Annotated in this window: 18 protein-coding genes and 1 pseudogene; 2 read left to right on the forward strand and 17 right to left on the reverse strand. The window is 72.7% G+C overall.

Features of this window, described 5'->3' with window-relative positions; translation table 11 throughout:
• Positions 1-33 precede the first annotated feature (33 nt).
• Positions 34-941, reverse strand: a pseudogene (panC, locus tag CITRI_RS16420) (pantoate--beta-alanine ligase).
• 152 nt (positions 942-1093) lie between these two features.
• On the opposite strand from panC, the gene CITRI_RS0105305 reads away from it, so the two are divergent.
• Positions 1094-1627 (forward strand): low molecular weight protein-tyrosine-phosphatase, encoded by a 534-nt coding sequence (locus CITRI_RS0105305; protein ID WP_010143619.1) that lies wholly within the window; start codon positions 1094-1096, stop codon positions 1625-1627.
• Positions 1628-1735: 108 nt separating this feature from the next.
• On the opposite strand, the gene CITRI_RS0105310 is transcribed toward CITRI_RS0105305, so the two are convergent.
• The 16 genes from CITRI_RS0105310 to CITRI_RS16440 all read right to left on the reverse strand — a co-directional run bounded on the left by CITRI_RS0105310 (position 1736) and on the right by CITRI_RS16440 (position 15957).
• Positions 1736-2368: a DUF3618 domain-containing protein gene (locus CITRI_RS0105310; protein WP_010143620.1), complete on the reverse strand. Its 633-nt coding sequence runs from the start codon at positions 2366-2368 to the stop codon at positions 1736-1738.
• A complete protein-coding gene (locus CITRI_RS0105315) occupies positions 2365-2898 on the reverse strand; it encodes a phage holin family protein (RefSeq protein ID WP_010143621.1) in 534 nt (177 codons plus the stop codon). The genes CITRI_RS0105310 and CITRI_RS0105315 overlap by 4 nt, the downstream gene beginning before the upstream one ends.
• Positions 2895-3608 carry a hypothetical protein gene (locus CITRI_RS16425; RefSeq protein ID WP_010143622.1) on the reverse strand — a complete coding sequence of 238 codons (714 nt, stop codon included), beginning with the start codon at positions 3606-3608 and terminating at the stop codon, positions 2895-2897. Before CITRI_RS16425 ends, CITRI_RS0105315 begins: the two co-directional genes overlap by 4 nt.
• A 121-nt stretch (positions 3609-3729) precedes the next feature.
• On the reverse strand, positions 3730-4635 hold the full coding sequence (locus CITRI_RS0105325) for a Rossmann-like and DUF2520 domain-containing protein (protein WP_010143623.1): 906 nt from the start codon (positions 4633-4635) through the stop codon (positions 3730-3732).
• Positions 4632-6305 (reverse strand): PH domain-containing protein, encoded by a 1674-nt coding sequence (locus CITRI_RS16430; RefSeq protein ID WP_010143624.1) that lies wholly within the window; start codon positions 6303-6305, stop codon positions 4632-4634. The genes CITRI_RS0105325 and CITRI_RS16430 overlap by 4 nt, the downstream gene beginning before the upstream one ends.
• A complete protein-coding gene (locus CITRI_RS0105335; protein WP_369732106.1) occupies positions 6302-6943 on the reverse strand; it encodes a PH domain-containing protein in 642 nt (213 codons plus the stop codon). The genes CITRI_RS16430 and CITRI_RS0105335 overlap by 4 nt, the downstream gene beginning before the upstream one ends.
• Entirely contained in the window at positions 6873-7436 is a 564-nt protein-coding gene (locus CITRI_RS0105340; protein ID WP_010143628.1) for a DUF3180 domain-containing protein, read from the reverse strand. The genes CITRI_RS0105335 and CITRI_RS0105340 overlap by 71 nt, the downstream gene beginning before the upstream one ends.
• Positions 7433-8011, reverse strand: coding sequence for a 2-amino-4-hydroxy-6-hydroxymethyldihydropteridine diphosphokinase (gene folK, locus CITRI_RS16435; RefSeq protein WP_010143629.1), 579 nt, complete (start codon positions 8009-8011; stop codon positions 7433-7435). Before folK ends, CITRI_RS0105340 begins: the two co-directional genes overlap by 4 nt.
• Positions 8008-8382 carry a dihydroneopterin aldolase gene (folB, locus tag CITRI_RS0105350; RefSeq protein WP_010143630.1) on the reverse strand — a complete coding sequence of 125 codons (375 nt, stop codon included), beginning with the start codon at positions 8380-8382 and terminating at the stop codon, positions 8008-8010. The genes folK and folB overlap by 4 nt, the downstream gene beginning before the upstream one ends.
• Entirely contained in the window at positions 8379-9320 is a 942-nt protein-coding gene (gene folP, locus CITRI_RS0105355; protein WP_010143631.1) for a dihydropteroate synthase, read from the reverse strand. Before folP ends, folB begins: the two co-directional genes overlap by 4 nt.
• Before the next feature lie 104 nt (positions 9321-9424).
• Positions 9425-10033, reverse strand: coding sequence for a GTP cyclohydrolase I FolE (gene folE / locus CITRI_RS0105360; protein WP_010143632.1), 609 nt, complete (start codon positions 10031-10033; stop codon positions 9425-9427).
• A gap of 64 nt (positions 10034-10097) precedes the next feature.
• The gene (ftsH, locus tag CITRI_RS0105365) at positions 10098-12194 is read right to left on the reverse strand and encodes an ATP-dependent zinc metalloprotease FtsH (RefSeq protein ID WP_010143634.1); all 2097 of its coding nucleotides are present in this window, start codon (positions 12192-12194) and stop codon (positions 10098-10100) included.
• 247 nt (positions 12195-12441) lie between these two features.
• Positions 12442-12993: a hypoxanthine phosphoribosyltransferase gene (hpt, locus tag CITRI_RS0105370; RefSeq protein ID WP_010143635.1), complete on the reverse strand. Its 552-nt coding sequence runs from the start codon at positions 12991-12993 to the stop codon at positions 12442-12444.
• Positions 12994-13069: 76 nt separating this feature from the next.
• Positions 13070-14035 (reverse strand): tRNA lysidine(34) synthetase TilS, encoded by a 966-nt coding sequence (gene tilS, locus CITRI_RS0105375; RefSeq protein WP_010143636.1) that lies wholly within the window; start codon positions 14033-14035, stop codon positions 13070-13072.
• A 143-nt stretch (positions 14036-14178) separates the two neighbouring features.
• Positions 14179-15381, reverse strand: a complete 1203-nt coding sequence (locus tag CITRI_RS0105380) for a zinc-dependent metalloprotease (protein WP_010143637.1) — start codon at positions 15379-15381, stop codon at positions 14179-14181.
• A gap of 105 nt (positions 15382-15486) precedes the next feature.
• On the reverse strand, positions 15487-15957 hold the full coding sequence (locus CITRI_RS16440) for a hypothetical protein (RefSeq protein WP_010143638.1): 471 nt from the start codon (positions 15955-15957) through the stop codon (positions 15487-15489).
• 157 nt (positions 15958-16114) lie between these two features.
• Between CITRI_RS16440 and CITRI_RS0105390 the strand changes: the two genes are divergently transcribed.
• Positions 16115-17514, forward strand: a 1400-nt coding sequence (locus CITRI_RS0105390) for a VWA domain-containing protein (protein ID WP_010143639.1), incomplete at its 3' end; no start/stop codon positions are given.

Below are 17514 nucleotides of genomic sequence, written 5' to 3' on the forward strand. Positions count from 1 at the left end.
CCGGGATCGGGGCGGAGGCCGCCCACCGTGCGCTCAGGACGAGGCGGGCAGCACCATGTTGTCGATGAGCCGGACCGGGGCGAACTCCGCGGCCACCAGCGCGAGGGCCTCGCGCTCCAGCGGGCGGCCCCATTCCTCCGGGGTCAGCGGCTCGAGGGTGGCATGGTCCACCACCTCGAGGTAGTCGAGCCCGGCCAGCGGTTCGGCCTCGATCATCGCCCGGGCCGCGCCGACGTCGAGCGGCCGGCCCTCCTCCGCGGCCCGCCGGAGGGTCCCCAGCGAGCGGTGGAGCACGAGGGCCGCCTCGAGCGCCTCCGGGGACAGTCGCGTGTTGCGGCTGGACAGCGCCAGCCCCTCCGGGGAGCGCACGAGCGGCACGGCCCGGATCTCCAGGTCGAAGTCCAGGTCCGCGCGCATGCGGCGCAGCACGGCCAGCTGCTGGGCGTCCTTCTGCCCGAAGTAGCTGAGCAGCCGCGCCGGGGCCGGGGAAGGGCGGTGTGCCAGAGCTTGGCGACGACGGTGCAGACACCGTCGAAGTGACCGGGCCGGCTGGCTCCTTCCAGGACCTCGCCCATGTGCCCGGCCGAGACCCTGACGATCGGGGCGTCCGGGTACCCGGGGTACATCTCCGCCAGGTCCGGGGCGAACACCAGCTCGCACCCCTCCGCGCCGAGGATCTCCCGGTCCGCCTCGAGCGTGCGGGGGTAGTTCTCCAGGTCGGCGGGGTCGCCGAACTGCAGCGGGTTGACGAAGACGGAGGCCACCACGATGTCGGTCTCGGCCCGGGCCTGCCGGACCAGGGCGGCGTGCCCGCCGTGCAGGGCACCCATGGTGGGGACCAGGCCCACGGTGGGCGCCGGCACCCCGGAGAGGACGGCCGCGTGCACCTTCTCCGCGAGCGCCGCCCGGAACCCGGCCCGGGTGCGGTGCACGGCGGGCAGGTCCTGGTCGCCCGTGGCGTGCCGGGCGGTGTCCTCCAGGGTCAGGCCCGTGCCGGGGGGACGGGGGTGCGGTCGGGGACGCGGTCGAGTGGGCTCACGCAGGCGAGTCTACGAAAGTGGAGACCCCTCGGCGGACCGGACAGACTGGGGGCATGCACCTCATGACCGTCTGCCTGGGAAACATCTGCCGCTCGCCCGCCGCCGAGGCGGTGCTGGTCCACCGGTTGCGCGAGGCCGGCCTGGATGACGTGACCGTCAGCTCCGCGGGGACCTCGGACTACCACCTGGGCGAACCGCCCCACGTCATGAGCAGCACCGAGGGTGAGGCCCGCGGTTACGCGTTCACCTCCGTGGGCGCCCAGTTCGCGGTGGAGGACTTCGACACCGCCGACCTGATCCTGGTGATGGACGCCGCCAACGATCGCGACGTACGGGCGCTGGCCCGGGGCACGGCCGACGAGCGGAAGGTGGTGCGCCTCGGCGCCTTCGCCAGTGACGTGGCCGACCGGGGCGTCCGTGACGTGCCGGACCCCTACGGCCTTCCCGAGAGCGCGTTCGTGTCCATGTACGACCAGATCGAGGACGCCGTCGACGGCCTGGTCCGGTCCCTGCGGGACGGCACGCTGCAGCAGGTCCTGGGCACCCGGTGCGCCGGGAGCCTCCGGAGCGGGCACCGCCCGGTGTGAGATCCGGCCGCCCCCGTCCGCCAGGATCGTGGACCCGCCCCGGGGCACCGGCGCTGATACGTCGATGACCCGGGGTGGGTGGGACGAGCCATACGGCTCAGGGGCGGATCAGTAACGCTCCGTGGTTCCCTGGACGTGGCGCGCCGACTGGGCGGACTCGTCCTTGAGTTGGCCCGCCTTGTCCTGTCCCTCGGCCTTGACGTGCTCCACGCCGGTGGTGGCGGTGTCCTTGACGGACTCCATGGCCTCCTGGGCCTGTGGCTTGAGGTTCTCACCCATCTCCTGGGCCGCGGACTTCGCCTCATCCACCAGGGGCGCGGCCTGGTCCTTGACCTTCTCGGCGGCCTCCTGCTCGGCCTGCGAGGCGGGAATGAGCGAACCGACCAGCCAGCCGGCACCCAGCGCGATCAGCCCGGCCGCCAGCGGGTTGCCCCGGGTGCGACGGCGGACCTGCGCCGGAGCTTGCTGGAGCCCGTGCACGGCGTCCTCCGCCCGGTGCTGGACGTCGTGGGCCACGTCCTGGGCACGGTCCTTGAACCCGGGTCCGGACCTGGCGGCGTACGGGTCGGGACTGCCCATGATGGACTCCTTGACGGTGGTCATGCGCTCGCGGACGCGGTCACCCTGCCGGTGGACGGCGCGGGTCGGGTTGGCCTTCTCGGCCAGCGCGTCCACGTCGCGGCTGAGCTCGTGCCGGGTGCGCTCGATGTCGGCGCGGATCTCATCGGGGTTGTTGCTCATGGGGTCTCCTTGTTCGGGTTCAGGGTCGCCGGGATCTCCTGAACCGTCTCCTGGGTCTGGGGCAGACCCTTGATCCGATCGAAGTACTTCTTGCCCATCACGCCGAGCACGGCGGCCGCCACGCCCCAGAGCACGGTGACGATCAGGGCCGCCCAGCCCAGGTGCATCACGGAACCCAGGGCCCACATCAGGGCCGTGGACAGGAACAGCAGCACGAAGACGGCGGCCAGGGCCGCACCGGCGAGCAACCCCGCCCCCGTACCGGCCTTCTTCGCCTCCACGGTCGCCTCGGCCTTGGCCAGCTGGATCTCCTGCCGCACCAGGGTGCTGAGGTTCTCGGAGAAGCTGGCGAACATCTCGCCGAGGGTCTCGGTCCGGGCCCGGTACTCGGCCTCCGGCATCGGGGCCTCGGTGGATCCCGAGCCCGACGCCGGCCGGCCGGTCCCCGCAGTCCCGGTCCCGGGCCCGGGCGCAGCACCGGCGGCACCTCCGGCCGAGGTCGGCCCGTACTGAGAGGGGTCGGTGGTCACGGCCGGCCTCCGGGCTGACCGGTGCCGAACGGATCGGGGTCGAGGGGCGTCGTCCCCGGCACGCTGGTCGTCCCGGGTGCGCCCGTCGTGCCCGGGACCCCCGGTGTGCCCAGCACGTCCGGCATCTCGGTACCGGTCACCGTGGGAGGCTGGGGTGGGAGCGGTGGCGCCTGGGCGGTGAACCGGTGGGCCCGCCTGTCATCGTCGTCGTCGTGGGCGTCCTTCAGGCCCCGTGTCATCCGGCCGGCGACCAGGCCGATGCCGGCGGCGATGGCCAGGAACGTCCCGGGCCGGCGGGCCGCGAACCGGCGCACGTCATCGAGCAGGTCCAGGGGCTCCCGGGACTCCAGGTGGTGGGTGACCCGGCGCGCCCGGTCGGAGAGCATCGAGACGGCCTGGTTGACCAGGTCGGATTCGGGCCTCTCCCCGCGGGAGATGCGCTCGAGGTCCTCGGAGATCCCGCGCGACTGGACGGCCAGCCGGTCCTTCTGCGTGGACAGCTGCGAGGTGGCCTCCTGCTTGGCCGACTCCGCCAGGCTCCTGGCCTGGCCCACGGCCTCGTCCTTGACGTGCCGCGCCTCGTCCCTGGCCGTGCCGGCCACGTCACGGGCGGCGCCCTGGGCCTCGGCCCCGAGGCGCCCGGCCTCCTGTTTCGCCGTCTCCGCGGTGCCCCCCTCGGAGGTCGTCGGATAATCCGGGTTCAGCGTCATGGGGTTTCCTTCCCGTTCACGGCCGACGTCCTGGATGTGGACAGGCCCCGTGGGCGCGACTGTAGCCCGGGGCCCCCCGGGCGTGGGTACCCCTCATCGGCTGCGGGACGCCCGGGTGCGCTCAGTCCCCCAGCGCGTCCAGCAGCTCGGCCACCGTCGCCTCGGACAGGGCACCGCGTATCAGGGCGCGCACCGCCGTCGCCCGCGCCATGGCCCGGTACGCCTGCCCGATGTCGGCCGGGACGCCCTCGGCGCCCAACACCTCCAGGTGCCGACGCACGGTACCCACGTCCCCGCGGGCCACCGGCCCGGTCAGGGCGCCGTCCCCGTTGGCGAGGGCATTCTCCAGGGAGGCGTGCAGGAGCGGCGAGAGCATCCGGTCGGTCTGCTCCACGCCGATCGAGGCCAACAGCTGGGCGGACTGGGCGGTGAGGGTGACGAGGTGGTTCGAGGCGTGCGCCAGCGCCGCGTGGTAGGTGCCGCGGTCCGCCTCGGCGATGACCGCGGGCTCCCCACCCATCTCCACGACGAGCGCCTGGGCGACCGGCAGCACGATGGCGTCCGCCGTGACCCCGAACATGCAGTCCGCCAACCGGGCGATGTCCAGGCTCAGGCCGGTGAAGGACATCGCCGGGTGGATGGCCAACGGGATCGCCCCGGCGGCGCGCACCGGGTCGAGCACGGACACCCCGTGCCGTCCGGAGGTGTGGACCACCAGGTGGCCGGTCTGGAAGTGCCCGGCGTCGGCGAGCCCGGAGACCAGCTCCGGCAGCACGTCGTCCGGGACGGCGAACAGCACCAGCTCCGACCGGCGCAGGATCTCCGGGATCTCGAGTATGGGCACCTCGGGCAGCAGGGACTCCGCACGGCTCTGGGAGGCCTCGGAGACCGCGTGCACCCCCGTGACGGCGTGTCCGGCATTGCGCAGGGCGGCTCCGAGCACGGCACCGACCTTGCCGGCGCCGATGATCCCGATCCCCAACCGGCCCGGACGGCCCGCGGGCGCCCCGCTGAACGGCGAGGTCATTCGACGGCCTGCCGGGTGCGCTGTTCGAACCGGGCCAGCTCGTCCGGCCGCATCCACTCGTTCCGGTCCCGCAGCCGACGGGCCTGCGCGGCGACCTCGCGTTCTGCGCGGAACAGGTCCATGGCCACGGCCGCGTCCAGCTGGTCCACCCTCGGGCTGATCGGGCCGGGTGGGATGTGGAACGTCACGGTGGCCGCTCCGCGCCAGCGTTCGATCGGCCCCTGGAGCAACTGCAGAGACTGGATGCGCTCGTGGGGCAGCAGGACCAGTTCGCGGTTGAGCCGTCCCGAGCGGATCATCAGCAGGGACCGCGTGGAACGGAAACCGTGCCGGCGCCAGACCAGGGGGGAGAACCAGCGCATCCGCGGGGTGGTGGTCACGAAGCCGTGGTCAGCACCGGAACCGTCGAGACCCGCGTGCACCAGATCCCGGGCCTCCTCGGCCGTCCCCACCCCGGGATCCGGTGCCACCACCGTGAGGACGCGCAGCACGTCGTCGAAGGTGCCCACCGGCAGCAGCCTGGACTTGCCGGTGGTGCCGTCGAGGGACTCCCCGTACCCGGCCACCGTCACGGCCATCCGGTACCAGCCGAACAGCCTCCAGAGCAGGGGGCGGCTCACCTTCACGGCCTGGATCCGGCCCGGGGGGACGGTCTGCGAGGTGGTGTCCAGCAGGCCGTAGCGCAGGCGCAGGCCGTCCGGGATCGAGGCGACGGTGAAGTTCCACCCACCGTTGACGGAGGACCAGATGCTGCTGCCGACGCCGAACAGGATGCCGAGCAGCGCCGGCACGCTCAGGGCTGAGCCCACCTCGGCGAAGAACTCCTGTGCCACGCTCTCGGGCATCCACCAACGGATGGCCAGCAGGCCGGCCCCGTAGAGGATCCCGAAGACCAGTACGGCCGAGACGAGACCGGATCCGGTCAGCGTCGCACCGATCAGCCGGCCGGGCGGCACCCGCAGCATGACCCGCTCGGTCTCCTCCTCGTAGTCGTAGCCGATGCCGGCCGCGACCACGGGGACGGGCGCGTCGGAGGGGTGCGACCCCGCAGACGGTACTGACGGCCGTGCCGGTGGTGACGGTATCACCGGGTCCGCGGCACCGGGGCCGAGGCCCGGTCCCTCATCCGCCGGGGCCTGGGCGGCCTCGACCGGGTCCTGTCCGGACTGGATCCCGGCGGCCCGGCGCATGATCTCCTGACGCAGCATCCGGGCCTCGTCCATCCGCAGGAAGGACAGGCTCATCGCCGAGTCACCACCGTCGGCCGTCTCGAACTTCAGCTCGGCCAGCCCGACGATCCGCGCCAGCAGGGGCTGCTTGATGTCCACCGCCTGGACCCGGTCCAACCGGGCGTGGCGGTGCTGCCGGAACACGACGCCGGACCGGACCTCGACCTTGTCCGCGCCCATGCGGTACCTGGTGAACCGCCAGGACAGGAAGAACCCGCCGAGGATGAGCAGGAAGACTCCCCCGACGATCGCCGCCCCCAGTCCGAGGGCACCGGTGTTCGCGAACAGGGCACCGGTGGTGGCCGCCCGGTAGATGTCCTCGAAGGCGTTCTGCCCGATGATGAAGAGCACGGCGACGAGCGCGACCCAGCCCCGCACCAGGGGACTGACGGGATGGACCCGGTGCCAGTCGCCGTCGACGGCCGCGGGCCGCGGAGTCACAGCCCCGCCAATCTCGCCTGGCCGCGGGCCATCAGCTCCTCGCGCAGGCGGTCGCTCTCGGTGGGCTCGATGCCGTCGATGCTGGCGTCGGTGCTGCCCGAGGCCGTCTTGATGGTCAGCGTCCGGATCCCGAAGCGGCGCTGCAACGGACCCTCGTTCACGTCCAGGTACTGCAGCCGGCCGTAGGGCACGGCGGTGATCTGGCGGGAGATGATCCCCGAGCGCAACAGCAGTTCGTCGTCCTGCTCGGAGTAGCCCAGGGCCCGGACCCGGCGGGGCACCAGGGCCAGGTCGATGACGGCCCAGAACAGCATCACCGCGGGCAGCAGCCAGGCCAGCCAGCCCGGATACCCCTCCCAGACGCCGCTCAGGCGCAGCACGAGGGGGACGGAGACGATGGCCAGCCACACCACCCAGCCGATGGTCTTGCTGATCAGCCTGACCGGGACGAGTCGCGGGGACACCGCGGTCCACTCCACCCCGGCCGCCTCGATGGGGGCCAGGCCGCGGCCGTCACCGGCCGGGGCACGGCGGTCGGCCGCCGGGGACGCAACCGCGCCCGGACGGTCACCGGCGGGCCGGACCGGGCCGGGAACGGCCCGGTCCGGCACCTCGGCCGTAGACGGGTCCGGTGCCACGTTCGGGTCCATTGATCTCCTTGTCCGGGCCGCCGTTCGCGGACGGCCCGTCTGCTCCGTCCTCAGGGGGGAGGCGGCAGAACTGCTCCACCACGAATCCCACGATAACCAGTACCAACCCGCCGATGATCATCAGCAGGGCGTCGTTGACGGTGGGCGTGCCGAATCCGGTGGCCGAGACCAGGTGCACCAGCACCCCGGCGTGCCAACCGGCGATCAGCGCTCCCGCATACGCCCCGGCCTGGGCCAGCACCAGGGTCCGGGCCGAGGCCACGGGATTCATCCGGGCGGCCGGCGGGCGCTTCTTGTCCCGCTGCACGCGGATCCCCAGCGCCAGCACCAGCACCGCCACCGCGGCCACGGTGATCGCCGAGGACGCGGCCAGCACCGGCGAGACCAGCCCCGCGCCGGCGGCCACCAGCGCGGACAGCCAGCCCACCACGGCGGTCCCGGCGAAGACCAGCAGCAGCCACAGCGGACGGATGGAGGTCACGGCGTCGGCGCTCCCGTCCCGGCCTCCGGTGCACCGGGCAGCCGGCGGACCGTGCAGGCGTCGGCGGCCCGCGCCGCGAGCCCGGCCACGCTCACACCACCGAGGGTCGCCTGCGGATCGAGCCAGGACCACGGCGCGAGCACGAACGCCCGCTCGTGGGCCCGGGGGTGGGGCAGGGTCAGTTCCGGGTGATCCGAGGAGAGGCCGGCATAGGTGATGACGTCCACGTCCAGGGTGCGCGGCCCCCAGCGCACCTCACGGGTGCGGTCATGGGCCTGCTCCACCGCCTGGCAGGCGGCGAGCAGCTGCCGCGGGGTCAGGGTCGTCTCCACGGACAGCACCAGGTTCAGGTAGTCCGGCTGGCCGGCCGGTCCCCCGACGGCGGCGGTCACCGCGACCGGCGAGACACCGGTCAGCTCGATGCCCGCGTGCTCCGCCAGCTCCCGCACCGCGGCCTGCAGGGTGGCCGCGGGATCGCCGAGGTTGGCGCCGAGGGCCAGGACGGCCGGGACGGGCGCCGCGGGGACGCGGTCCAGGGGATCCGCGGCCGGCTCACCCGGTTCCGGCAGGCTCATGCCCGGCTCCGGTGCACCGTGACCGCGACGTCGGCGAAGTCGGCCTCGATCGGCGCCCCCGGCTTGTGCACGGTCACCTCGACGGCGGCGGCCACCGGTTGCGCGTCCAGGACGGACTGGGCGATCCGCTCCGCGACGGTCTCGATGAGGTCGAACGGCTCGCCGGTGACCACGGCGAGGACGGCGTCCGCGACCTCGGCGTAGTTGACGGTGAGGGCCAGGTCGTCCGTGGCGGCGGCCGGGGCGGCGTCCAGGTGCACGACGACGTCGGTGATGAACTCCTGCCCGTCGCGCTTCTCCGCGGGGAACACCCCGTGGAAGCCGCGGGCCCGCAGGCCGGTCAGCGCGATGCGGTCCGGCACGGCGGTCACGCCCCCGGGTGGCGCCGGGACGGGACCGCGGCGGGTCCGGCCCAGGCCTGGGCCGTCTTCACGGCGTGCAGGGAGGGCTCCACGTCGTGCACGCGCACCCCCCACACGCCGTGCGAGGCCGACAGCGCCGAGACGGCGGCCGTGGCGTGGTCGCGGGCCGTGGCGACCGGCTCGGCCCCGGAGTCGGTGGCCAGCAGCGTGCCCAGGAAGCGCTTGCGCGAGGCGGCCACCAGCACGGGCAGGCCCAGGGCCATCAACCGGGGCAGGCCCCGCAGCAGCTCCCAGTTCTGCTCCCCGGACTTGGCGAAGCCCAGGCCGGGGTCCAGGATGAGCTGCTCGGGCTTGACCCCGGCGGCCAGGAAGGTGTCCTTGAGCCGGGTCAGCTCCTGGATGACCTCCTCGACCACGTCGTCGTAGACCGCCAGGGAGTCCATCGTCTGGGCGTTGCCGCGATTGTGCATCAACACGTAGGGGGCGCCGGTCCGGGCGATCAGCTCGGGCATGTCCGGCTCGTGGTTGAGCCCCGAGACGTCATTGATGATGACGTCGCCCAGCTTCAGGGCCGCCTCCGCGGTGGCGGTGTGCATGGTGTCCACCGAGACCACGGCACCGGCCTTGAGCAGTGCCTCGATGACCGGCAGCACGCGGTTCTGCTCGGTGAGCGGCTCGATGGGCTCCGCGCCGGGCCGGGTGGACTCCCCGCCGACGTCGATCAGGTCCGCGCCCGAGTAGTGCAGGCGCAGGCCCTGTTCGATGGCGGTCTCCGTGTCCAGGTAGTCGCCGCCGTCCGAGAACGAGTTGTGGGTGACGTTGAGGATGCCCATCACCAGGGTGCGGTCCGTGGGCAGGTCCGCCAGTCGCCGCCGCCGCACCTTCCGGATGACGGTGAGTGGTCCGGTGGCCGGCCCCGTCCCTGCCTGTGCTGCCATCGAGTCCATCGGTGGTCCTTTCGTCTGCGGTCGGTCCGGGCGTGGCCGGGTGTACCGGGCGGTCGGGCAGGCCTCGTCCGGGACGAGTGCCGCACGGCCGTCCGTTCCAGGGGTCAGCCGTGGAGGATCAGGCTCATCGCCTCGGCCCGGGTGGAGGCGTCGCGCAGTTGTCCGCGCACCGCCGAGGTCACGGTCTTGGCACCGGGCTTGCGCACGCCGCGCATGGACATGCACAGGTGCTCGGCCTCCACCACCACGATCGCCCCGCGCGGGTGCAGGTGCGTCATGAGCGCCTCGACCACCTGGGTGGTCAGCCGCTCCTGGACCTGGGGGCGCCGGGCGTAGATCTCGACCAGCCGGGCCAGCTTGCTCAGTCCGGTGACGCGGCCCTCCAGCGAGGGGATGTAGCCGATGTGCACGGTGCCGTGGAACGGCACGAGGTGGTGCTCGCAGGTGGAGTAGAACGAGATGTCCTTCACCAGCACGAGTTCCTCGTGGGAGATGTCGAAGGTGGTGCCCAGGACCTCGGCCGGGTCCTGCCGGAGCCCGGCGAAGAACTCGGCGTAGGCCTTGGCCACCCGCGACGGGGTGTCCTGCAGGCCCTCGCGGTCCGGGTCCTCGCCGACGGCCTCGAGGATCTCGCGCACCGCGGCCCGGATGCGTGCCTGGTCCACGCCGACCGGGGGCAGTTCTGCCTCAGGGTCTGCCGCCAGCACGGCCATGTCAGCGGGTGGTTGGCTCACCGTCTCGGGTGCGCGTTCAGGGGAAGTGTCCACGGTCCCGATCCTAGCGGTGGGGCCCGGCGGGCACGTCCGTGGGTCCGGCCCCCGGACCACCGCCGGAACCACCGGGGCTCTCCCCGGGGAGCTGGCTGCCCGGCGTCGGGTCCACGGTGGGGGTCAGGGAGTCGGACGTCGACTCCGGATCCACGGGGCCGGCGTCGTGCCCGTTCTTCGCGGCGAGGGCCCGGCGCTCCGCCGGGGACAGCACCGGGGGCTGGTCCGAGACCGGCCGGTCCTCGCTGGAGAGCCAGATCTCACGAGCCTCGCGCTTGCGGATGCCCGCGAAGATCTCGGCGATCTCGGCCTGGTTCAGCGTCTCCCGCTCCAGCAGCTCGTAGGCGAGCCGGTCCAGGATGTCCCGGTTCTCGTTGAGGATCCAGTAGGCCTCGTCGTGGGCCTGGTCCAGCAGTCCGCGGACCTCCTCGTCCACCACGGCGGCCACGCGCTCCGAATACTCCCGGCCGCTGCCCATGTCACGGCCCATGAAGGGCTCACCGCTGCCGGAACCGAGCTTCACGGCGCCCACGCGCTCGCTCATGCCGTACTCCGTGACCATCTTGCGGGCCGTCTCCGTGGCCTTGGAGATGTCGTTCGAGGCGCCCGTGGACGGGTCGTGGAAGATGATCTCCTCGGCCACCCGGCCGCCCATCGCGTAGGCCAGCTGGTCCAGCAGCTCGTTGCGGGTGACGGAGTACTTGTCGTCCTCCGGGACCACCATGGTGTAGCCCAGGGCACGCCCGCGGGGCAGGATGGTGATCTTCGTGACCGGGGCCGAGTTCCGCAGCCCCGCGGCCACGAGGGCGTGTCCGCCCTCGTGGTAGGCGGTGACCTTGCGCTCGTGCTCCTTCATGAGCCGGGAGCGCTTCTGCGGGCCGGCCATGACGCGGTCCACGGCCTCGTCGAGGGCGCGGTCGTCAATCAGCTGGGCGTTGGAGCGCGCCGTGAGCAGGGCCGCCTCGTTGAGTACGTTGGCCAGGTCGGCGCCGGTGAAACCGGGGGTGCGCTTGGCCAGGGAGCGCAGGTCCACACCGGGCGCCATCGGCTTGCCCTGGGCGTGCACCTGCAGGATCTGGTTCCGGCCCTCCAGGTCCGGTGCCTCCACCGGGATCTGGCGGTCGAAGCGGCCGGGCCGCAGCAGGGCCGGGTCCAGGACGTCCGGGCGGTTGGTGGCGGCGATCAGGATGACGTTGGTGGTCGCGTCGAAGCCGTCCATCTCCACCAACAGCTGGTTGAGGGTCTGCTCGCGCTCGTCGTTGCCGCCGCCCACGCCGGCACCGCGGTGGCGACCGACGGCGTCGATCTCGTCGACGAAGATGATGGCCGGGGAGTTGTTCTTGGCCTGCTCGAAGAGGTCGCGCACCCGGGAGGCACCGACGCCGACGAACATCTCCACGAAGTCCGAACCGGAGATGGAGTAGAACGGCACGCCGGCCTCACCGGCCACGGCCTTGGCCAGCAGGGTCTTGCCGGTGCCGGGAGGACCGTAGAGCAGCACGCCCTTGGGGATCTTGGCGCCGACGGCCTGGAACTTGGCGGGCTCGGAGAGGAACTCCTTGATCTCGTGGAGTTCCTCCACGGCCTCCTCGGCGCCGGCCACGTCCTCGAAGGTCACCTGCGGCATGTCCTTGGAGATCAGCTTGGCCTTGGACTTGCCGAACTGCATGACCTTGCCGCCGCCGCCCTGCATCCGGGACATCAGGAACCAGAAGACCAGGGCGATGAGCAGGAACGGGATCATGAACCCGAGCAGGGACAGCAGCCAGTTGTTCTGCACCGGCTGGTCCGTGAAGCCGTCCAGGGACGAGGCGTCGATGGCCTCCACGACCTTCTCGGCGCGGGCGGTGGAGTAGTAGAAGTACACCTCCGTGCCGAGCTCGCGCCCGTCCTGGGTGTACGGGTCCCGCAGCGTCAGGTCGACGCGCTGGTCGCCGTCCTGGATGCGGGCCTGCTCGGCCTTGTTCTCCTGCAGCAGCGCCAGGCCGACGTTCGTGTCGACGCGTGCGCTGGAACCCTGGGTGAGGGCCGGGATGATCAGCACCAGGAACAGGGCGGCCAGGACGATCCAGATGACCGGGCCCTTGAAGACCTTCTTGGCTTTCAACAACTCTCCTGACTGTGGCCTGCGGCGCGGGCGTGGCGTCCGCGGCGGTGTGGCTGGCCCGGGGCACAGCCGTACGCTTCAACGGTACCGGGCGCCGATCTATGCCGGGGGTCCGGGAGGCCGCTTTTCGCGAGCGGTGGAATGCCCGCGGCGACCCCGGCCCCCGGTCCTGCCCGCCCGTCCGGCACGAGGCGACGGATCCGGCTCCGGGGGTGCCGGAGGAGCGGGGTCTCCCCGCAGGCCGGGGTCAGGAGTAGACGTGCGGGGCGAGGGTGCCGATGAAGTCCAGGTTGCGGTACTTCTCGTCGAAGTCCAGCCCGTAGCCGACCACGAACTCGTTCGGGATGTCCTTGCCGACGTACTTGACGTCGATGTCCACCTTCATGGCCTCGGGCTTGCGCAGGAACGCGCAGATCTCCACGGAGGCGGGACCGCGGGACTCGAGGTTGGTCTTGAGCCAGGACAGGGTCAGGCCGGAGTCGATGATGTCCTCGACGATCAGCACGTGCCGGCCCATCAGGTCGGCGTCGAGGTCCTTGAGGATCCGCACCACGCCCGAGGACTGGGTCCCCGAACCGTAGGAGGACACGGCCATGAAGTCCAGGGTGACGTGGGACCTCAGGGCCCGGGACAGGTCCGCCATGACCATGACCGCGCCCTTGAGGACGGCCACCAGCAGCACGTCCTTGTCCTGGTAGTCCCGGTCGATCTGGGCTGCCAGGTCCTTGATGGTGGACTGGATCTGCTCTGTGGTCATGAGCACGTGCTCCAGGTCGCCCTGCACGTCCTGTGCTTCCATGCGGTCTGCTCCTGCTGGGTGTCTGATACCGGTCGGACGCGGCGGACGGGACCGCTCCGCCGGTCGGCGGCGGTGGCTACCGGCCAGCGTCAAGGACCAGTCTCGCACACCCGGCCTCACGATGACGGCGTGCGGTGACGCCCCCGGGCAGCTCGACGGGACCGGCCGATCCGCCGCCCACGGACCGGGTGGCGACCAGCCCCTCCACGGCCAGGACCCGCTCCCGGCTGGGGCGCCCTCCACCGGCCGCCACGACGGCCAGGCCGATCACCCGCAGCCGGACCGCCGTCGGCAACGCGGCCAGCTCCTCCAGGGGGAGGCTGACGTGACCGATCCCACGCGTGGAGGAGGGTTCCGCCCTCACGGTGTCCGCGAGCCGGTCGTACTCCCGCCGGCTCCACTGCTCGAGGGCGTCGGCGTCCTCGGCCGCGATCTCCGCGCTGCGGGCGAGGGCGGCCGCGACACCGGGGCCGATCCCCGCCACCGGGTCCTCCAGCAACGGCATCACGCGGGTGCGGACGCGTGAGCGCAGGAAGGCCGGGTCGGCGTTGGCCGGGTCCTGCCACCACCGGATGCCGGCCCAGCGGCAGATGGCCTCCGTGTCCTGGCGGGCCAGCCCCAGCAGGGGCCGCACCAGCAGTCCGCGGCTGGCGGGCATCCCGGCCAGGGAGCGCGTCCCGGAGCCCCGGGCCAGGCCGAGCAGGACCTGCTCCGCCTGGTCGTCGCGGGTGTGCGCGAGCAGCACGGCCTGGGCACCTGCACGCCGCGCCGCGGCCCGGAGCGCGGCGTACCGGGCCGTGCGGGCGTCGGCCTCGGGACCGGCACCGGTCCCGAGGACGTCGACCCGCTCGACGGTCACCGGGTCCAGTCCCAGCCGCCGGGCGATCCCGGCGGCGCGCTCGGCCACCGCGGCGGAACCGGGCTGCAGGCCGTGGTCCACGACGACGGCACCGGCACCCTCGGCCGGCGACGTCCCGGTCCGCCGGGCCTCGGCGGTGGCCACGGCCAGCGCCAGCGAGTCGGCACCGCCGGAGAGCGCCACGAGCGGTCGCGACCGGCTCTGGACCGCGGCACGGACCGAGGCGACGGCGCGGTGCAGGGGCTCGGGCCAGCGGACCCGCGGGGGCCAGGCGTCCGGGCCGTCCGGGAGCCCACCCTCCCCCGGCGCCGGGTCCGTGGGCCCGGTCAGCCCAGTCCCCGGATGCGTTCGACCCAGCGCTCGGGCTGGTGCAACTCGGGCTCGGAGGGCAGGTGGTCGGCGGACTCCCAGACCACGTTGAAGCCGTCCATGCCCAGTTCCTGCACCACGTGCTTCACGAAGCGCTGGCCGTCCCGGTACTGGCGCATCTTGGCGTCCATGCCCATGAGCCGGCGGATCCAGCGGTCCAGCGAGGACCGGGTGGCGGCGCGGTGGTCGAAGCGCTGGCGGATGGTCTTGACGGTGGGGACCACCGAGGAGTCGATGGCGTCCATGACCACGTTGGCGTGTCCCTCCAGCAGGGACATCACGGCGGTGAGCTGGGCCAGCCGCTCCTTGTCCTCCGGGTCCTGGACGAGCTCCAGCAGTCCCAGGGACGCCGGGTGCGACTCCGTGCCCAGTTCGGCGGCGCCCTCCCCCGCGGTCCCGGACTCCGGATCGGCCCCGGGCCCGCGCACCAGGGCACGGACCCCGGCGGAGAGACGCTCGGGCAGGGTGTCCATCTTGTCGAACATCCCGGAGACCAGGTCCATGATGTTCTGCTGCAGGTGCTGGCGCAGCCACGGGGCCGCCGCGAACTGCACCCGGTGGGTCTGTTCGTGGAGGCAGATCCACAGGCGGAAGTCCTCCGGGTCCACGTTGAGCTCGACCCGCACCTCGGCGATGTTAGGTGCCACCAGGAGCAGCCGGCCGCCCTGGGGCCCCGGGGGCGTCCCGTCCGGGCCGGGCAGCGCGCAGAACGGCTCGTACTGGCCCAGGACCTTCGAGGAGAGGAAGGCCAGCACGGTCCCGGCCTCCACGCCGGTCGCCGTGGGGGCGAAGCCGCTGGTCGCGCGGGCGTACTCGTCCGGACGGGACGCGCGGACGTGGTCGAAGGCCGGTCCGAGCAGGGTGGAGAACGCCTGGGTGTTGGCCCGGGTCCAGGTGGGCCGGTCCACCACCAGCACCTCGGAGTCCCGCAGGTCCCGGGCGGCGTCCAGGCCCGTGAGCCGGTGCACGTGATCCACCGCGGCCTCCGCCGCTCGGCGCAGCCCCTCGGCCTCCCGTTCGGCCTGGTGGCGGGTGAACCGCGGTCCGGCGGCGCACACCCTCGCCGCGGTGGAGGCGGCCACGTCCCAGTCCACGGGGTGGGACAGGGCCTGGGCTGCTGCGGGGGCTGCGGGCTGGGACGGCGACGCGGAGGAGTCCATGGCCCCATCCCATCACACGGGCGCGCCGCCGCGCAGCGGTCCCCGGGGCGTCCGGGCGGTCATCATGACGTGGCGTCGCGGTGGTCCCGCCGCCGCCCCGTCCGGTCAGCCGTGGTGTGCGGCGGCCCGCTCGAGCACCTCTGCCAGGGCCTGCCCGCCGGCCATCCGGGCGGCCTGCGCCGCGGCCAGCAGCGCCTCGGGGCCGGCGTACAGGGCGAGCTGGACGGCGACGTCACCACCCTCAGGGGTTCCGGCGAGACCCTGGCGTCCGCGGGAGGTGTGCGTGGTGAGGACCGGGGCCGAGGCCTGCACCTCGGCCAGCACCCGCTCGTGGTCCGGTTCGTCCTGACGCTCCTCCAGCATCACGAGGCGCTCGTAGACGGCCGGATTGCCGATCTTGATGCGCTGGGCGTTGATCAGTTGGGAGAGCATGGGCGCGGACAGCCCCAGCACGCGGGCCAGGGACCGCTGGCTGAGCCGGTAGACGTTCATCAGGGCCCCGAACCGCTCTGCCAGGGGCGTGCCGTAGATGGCGCGCTGCTGGGCCAGGCGCTGTTCCGTGACGGGGGAGGACATGCATCGATCCTAACCGTTCATTTGCGAAGGCAAAGATACGCCCCTGCGCCGGTGGGGAGTTCTCCCCACCGGTCCGTGTTGCCCAGGCCCAGGCCAGTCTGTACATTTGCATCCGTAAACAGCGCAGGCACCCGCTTATCACTCGTACAGGGGACACATGATGGACACCACCTCCCGCCCGAGGCACCCGGGCACCGCCCACGGGCGCCGGCGCGGCCCGGCCCTTCCCGGCCGGACCCTCGCCCTGGTCACGGCCCTCGCCCTGCTCCTGGGCGGCCTGCTGGCGGCCCCCGCGCAGGCCGCCCCGTCGGCCAGCCCCTCCGGTGCCGCCCAGGACGGACAGCGCGCCCTGCAGCCCGTCGTCGTGGTCATGGACTACTCCTCCTCCATGCTGGAGAAGGACGCGGACGAGTCCGGCACCACCCGGCTGGCCGCCGCGCAGGAGGCCACCTCCACCCTGCTGGACAACGCCCCCGACGGCGCGGACCTCGGCATGGTGGTCTACGGCGCCAACACCGTGGGGGACTGCAAGGACATCACCACCCTGCAGAAGGTGGGCCCCACCGACGTCGGCGGGCTCAAGAAGAGGATCGCCGGCCTGGACGCGGTCGGTGAGACCCCGATCGGGGCGGCGCTGCTGCACGCGGCACAGGAACTCGAGGGGATCGACGGGGAGAAGTCCATCATCCTGGTCTCCGACGGTGAGGAGAACTGCTCCGAGCCACCGGCCTGCGAGGCGGCCCAGGACCTGGCCGGGAAGGGCATCGGCCTGACCGTGCACACCATCGGCTTCAAGGTCAACGACGCCGCCCGCGAGGAGCTGACCTGCGTGGCCGAGGCCACGGGCGGCACCTACGTCCAGGCAGACAACGCGACGGAGCTGGAGACCGAGCTGCAGACGAAGACGGTCCGGGCCTTCCAGGGGTACGTCGCCTCCGGGACCCCGGTCACCGGTGGGGAGACGCTGCACTCATCCCCCCAGCTGGCCCCCGGGCAGTACCTGGACGAGTACGAGCGCGGTGAGACCAAGGCCCATTCCAGCGCCGACGGGACGCTGAGGTTCTACAACCTGGGGACCATCGAACCGGGTGAGCGGGCGCACCTGTCCGCCCTGTTGCTGCCGGACCAGTCCCAGCCGACGGCCACGGGTGATCCGTTCGCCGGAATCGAGGTCCAACTGGTCAACGGCCAGGGCGAGAACTGCTCCTCCTCGGACCGGGAGTACTCCCATTCCAGTGACGGTGGCAAGCCGATCGTCGGTTACGTGCGCAGCCAGGAGTACACCGAGCCCGGCAGCCACGGCTGCTTCCAGGACGGCACGGGCCAGCTCTTCGCCAAGGTCCAGCGATTCGGCGAGCACCAGGCGGAGGAGCCGATGCCGGTCGAGCTCAAGTTCGTGGTCGAGCCGGCCGTGGACGAGAGCACGCTCGGTCCCCACGCGGACGAGGACGAGGCACCCCGGTCGGTGACCCTGTCCGGCGCGGCCGCCGCGGTCGCCGGCGGCGGCAGCTTCAACGAGGCCGCCGAGGTCGAGAACCGGACGGTGCTCTCCGACTC

Origin of the sequence: Citricoccus sp. CH26A (assembly GCF_000224415.1) — a bacterium.
Classification (GTDB): Bacteria; Actinomycetota; Actinomycetes; order Actinomycetales; family Micrococcaceae; genus Citricoccus.